General features: G+C 72.5%; 4 protein-coding genes. All 4 read left to right on the forward strand.

Features of this window, described 5'->3' with window-relative positions; translation table 11 throughout:
• Positions 1–141: 141 nt before the first annotated feature.
• The 4 genes from efp (at position 142) to ACIQOV_RS34285 (ending at position 3,165) form a co-directional block, all read left to right on the forward strand.
• Positions 142–705, forward strand: coding sequence for an elongation factor P (efp, locus tag ACIQOV_RS34270; protein WP_359897438.1), 564 nt, complete (start codon positions 142–144; stop codon positions 703–705).
• A 4-nt stretch (positions 706–709) separates the two neighbouring features.
• Positions 710–1,147, forward strand: a complete 438-nt coding sequence (nusB, locus tag ACIQOV_RS34275; protein WP_359897437.1) for a transcription antitermination factor NusB — start codon at positions 710–712, stop codon at positions 1,145–1,147.
• A gap of 142 nt (positions 1,148–1,289) precedes the next feature.
• Entirely contained in the window at positions 1,290–2,114 is an 825-nt protein-coding gene (locus ACIQOV_RS34280; protein ID WP_401054706.1) for a thioesterase family protein, read from the forward strand.
• A 133-nt stretch (positions 2,115–2,247) separates the two neighbouring features.
• Positions 2,248–3,165 carry a hypothetical protein gene (locus tag ACIQOV_RS34285; RefSeq protein WP_401054707.1) on the forward strand — a complete coding sequence of 306 codons (918 nt, stop codon included), beginning with the start codon at positions 2,248–2,250 and terminating at the stop codon, positions 3,163–3,165.
• The last annotated feature ends 39 nt before the right edge of the window (positions 3,166–3,204 follow it).

The following is a 3,204-nucleotide window of genomic DNA, read 5'->3' on the forward strand; positions in this document are numbered from 1 at the left end:
CCCCTCGAAGAGGGCGGGCCCGAGCTGCTCACCATCACCACCAAGGAGCTCCTCGCCCTGTGACCGCGGCCCCCCGGGGGCCGTGGAAGGCAGGACGCAATCCCTTGGTTCCTTGACAGCTATACAGGAGTTAGTGCGCCCGTGGCTTCCACGAACGATCTCAAGAACGGCATGGTCCTCAAGCTGGAGGGCGGCAAGCTCTGGTCCGTCGTCGAGTTCCAGCACGTCAAGCCCGGCAAGGGCCCGGCCTTCGTGCGTACCAAGCTCAAGGAGGTCCTGACCGGCAAGGTCGTCGACAAGACCTTCAACGCGGGCACCAAGGTCGAGACCGCCAACGTCGACAAGCGCGGCATGCAGTTCTCGTACAAGGACGGCGAGAACTTCGTGTTCATGGACATGGACACCTACGACCAGCTGACCATCGAGCCGTCGGTCGTCGGCGACGCCGCCAAGTACCTGCTGGAGGGCTTCGAGGCCCTCGTCGCGCAGAACGAGGGCTCGGTCCTCTACATCGAGCTCCCGGCCGCGGTCGAGCTGACCATCGCCGAGACCGAGCCGGGCGTCCAGGGCGACCGCTCCACCGGTGGCACCAAGCCGGCCACCCTGGAGACCGGCGCCGAGATCCAGGTGCCGCTCTTCGTCACCAAGGGTGAGAAGGTCAAGGTCGACACCCGCGACGGCAGCTACCTCGGCCGGGTGAAGTAAGTCCGTGTCGGCCGCACGCAGCAAGGCCCGCACCAGGGCCTTCCAGATCCTCTTCGAGGCCGACCACCGCGGGGTCGACCCGCAGCAGGTCCTCGCCGACTGGGTGGCCCGCGCCCGCGAGCCCAGGCCCGACGAGGGCACCCCGCAGGTGGGTGAGTACACCATGGAGCTCATCGAGGGGTACGTCCAGCACGCTCGTCGCATCGACGACCTGATCGAGCAGTACTCCGTCGGCTGGTCGCTCGACCGGATGCCGATCGTGGACCGCAACGTTCTGCGGCTCGGTGCCTACGAGCTGATCTGGGAGGACGGCGTCCCGGACGCCGTCGTCCTGGACGAGGCCGTCGAGATCGCCAAGGAGTTCTCCACGGACGACTCCCCGGCCTTCGTCAACGGCATGCTCGCCCGCTTCCTGGAGCTGAAGCCGAGCATCCGCCGGTAGGCAGGTGGACCTCGCGGACGGCCGTCGGACCCGAACAGGTGTCCGGCGGCCGTTCCGCGTTTCACCCGGTCGGCGTAGGGTGGGGACCTACTTGTCAGTAACTTGACGTCCGGAACCACGCGTGAAGGGCAGGTCCCCCCAGATGACCACCGCGATCCGCAGCGAGTTCGACCAGGGCATCGCCCTGACCAGGCACCCCGAGGAGGCCGGCCGCTACGACGCCGAGCTCGGCGCCGGCTGGCAGATCGGCGGCGGGGTGAACGGCGGACTGCTGCTCGCGGTGGCCGGACACGCGCTGTCGCTGGAGCACGGCACCCACCCGGACCCGGTGTCGATCAGCGGTTACTACCTGTCCGCCTCCACCCCCGGCCCGGCCACCGTCCGCACCGAGGTGCTGCGCACCGGCCGCGGCCTGTCCACCGGCACCGCCTCGCTCAGCCAGGACGGCGTCGAGCGGCTGCGGGTGGTGGCCAGCCACGGCGACCTCGCCACCGCCGACGGCGAGGTGCGCACCAGCGCGCGGCCGCCGCAGCTGCCGCCGCCGGACCAGTGCGTCGGCGTCGAGCACGCGCCCAAGGAGCTGATCGCCCAGGCCGCCCTGCTGGAGCGGTTCGACCTGCGGCTGGACCCGGCCACCATCGGCTGGGCGCTCGGGCAGCCCTCCGGCAACGGGCGGATCCAGGGCTGGTTCCGGCTCGCCGACGGCCGCGAGCCCGACCCGCTGCTGCTCCTGCTGGTCGCCGACGCGCTGCCGCCGGTCACCTTCGACCTCGGCATGCCGGGCTGGGCGCCCACCATCGAGCTGACCGTCCACCTGCGCGCCAGGCCCGTGCCCGGCTGGTTGCGGGTCACCCACGCGACCCGCAACCTGGCCGGTGGCTACTTCGAGGAGGACGCGGAGGTCTGGGACGAGTCCGGCCGCCTGGTCGCGCAGTCCCGCCAGCTGGCCCGGGCGCCCCGCCCCTGACCCGGCGGCCCCACATTACCGGTGGTTACATTCCTGTGACACGCCGTACGTGTGCGGCGCGCGCGGATGGGGAGGAAGACGGTCAGCGGCGAGCGTGCCGCGGACCGTCAACCCCCGAAGCCAGGAGCCACCGATGAGTCAAAAGGGTCGCGCCCGCCGTAACTCCGACTGCACCGCCGGCGGCTCGCGGCCCGCGGTGCGGGCGTCGCACCGGCCACAGCGGGCCGGCGGCGCCGAGCAGGCTTTTGTCATCGGGGTGCTGACCAACGCCGCGGACTTCGCCCGGGCGCGCGCCTGGGGGATCTCCGACGCCCCCGACCACGAGCGCTACCTGGCCGACACCGCCGAGCTGCTGGCCGAGGCGCTGGAGCGGTTCGACACCGTCCGGGCCCGGATGTTCCACCCGCAGGACTTCGAGGAGTTCTGCGTGCTGCACGGGCTGGACCCGGCCGAGCCCGCCGCCCGCGACCGCTACCTGGTCAACCCGGCCCTGCAGACCCAGCTGCTGGCCTATCAGGGCGAGGAGCTGGCCGGGGACTTCGTGCCCCGCCTGGTGCGCGCCCGGGAGAACGGGCTGACGCTCTGCCACGCCGACCTGCTGCTCGACGGGGGCCTGTGCGGGGGCGCGGGCGCGCCCGACGAGGAGCACGCCGCCTGGGTACGCGCCGCCTACCAGCGCGGGGGCGAGGTGTTCCGCCGGATGCTGGTCGGCGCGGGGGCCGGCGTGTACGAGCTGCGCCTGCGGGTGGACGCGCCCGGCGGGAGGCTGACCGCCGCGGCTCGGGTCCTCCAGTGGGAGGACGGCGTGGTCCGGATCAACGACGAGGACCTGGAGCTGGTCTGCGCGGTGCTCTGCACCGGGCTGGCCCTGGAGCTGCCGGGCGTCGCGGTGCTGCACGGCTCGCAGGGCTCGGCCGCCTCCTGCGGGGAGTACCTGCAGGCCTCCTGGGCCTGGTCGAGCGGCGGGCAGGAGTGGGCGCCGGCCGAGCGGCCGGTCCGGCTGGACGGCGTCGCGGCGCAGCCCGGCTACAGCCTGGGAACGGTCTGCTGACGGCTCCGCCTCGGGGCCCCGTCCCGGGGGCCCCGACAC

Origin of the sequence: Kitasatospora sp. NPDC091257 (genome assembly GCF_044757675.1) — a bacterium.
GTDB classification, from domain to species: Bacteria; Actinomycetota; Actinomycetes; order Streptomycetales; family Streptomycetaceae; genus Kitasatospora; species Kitasatospora lactacystinica.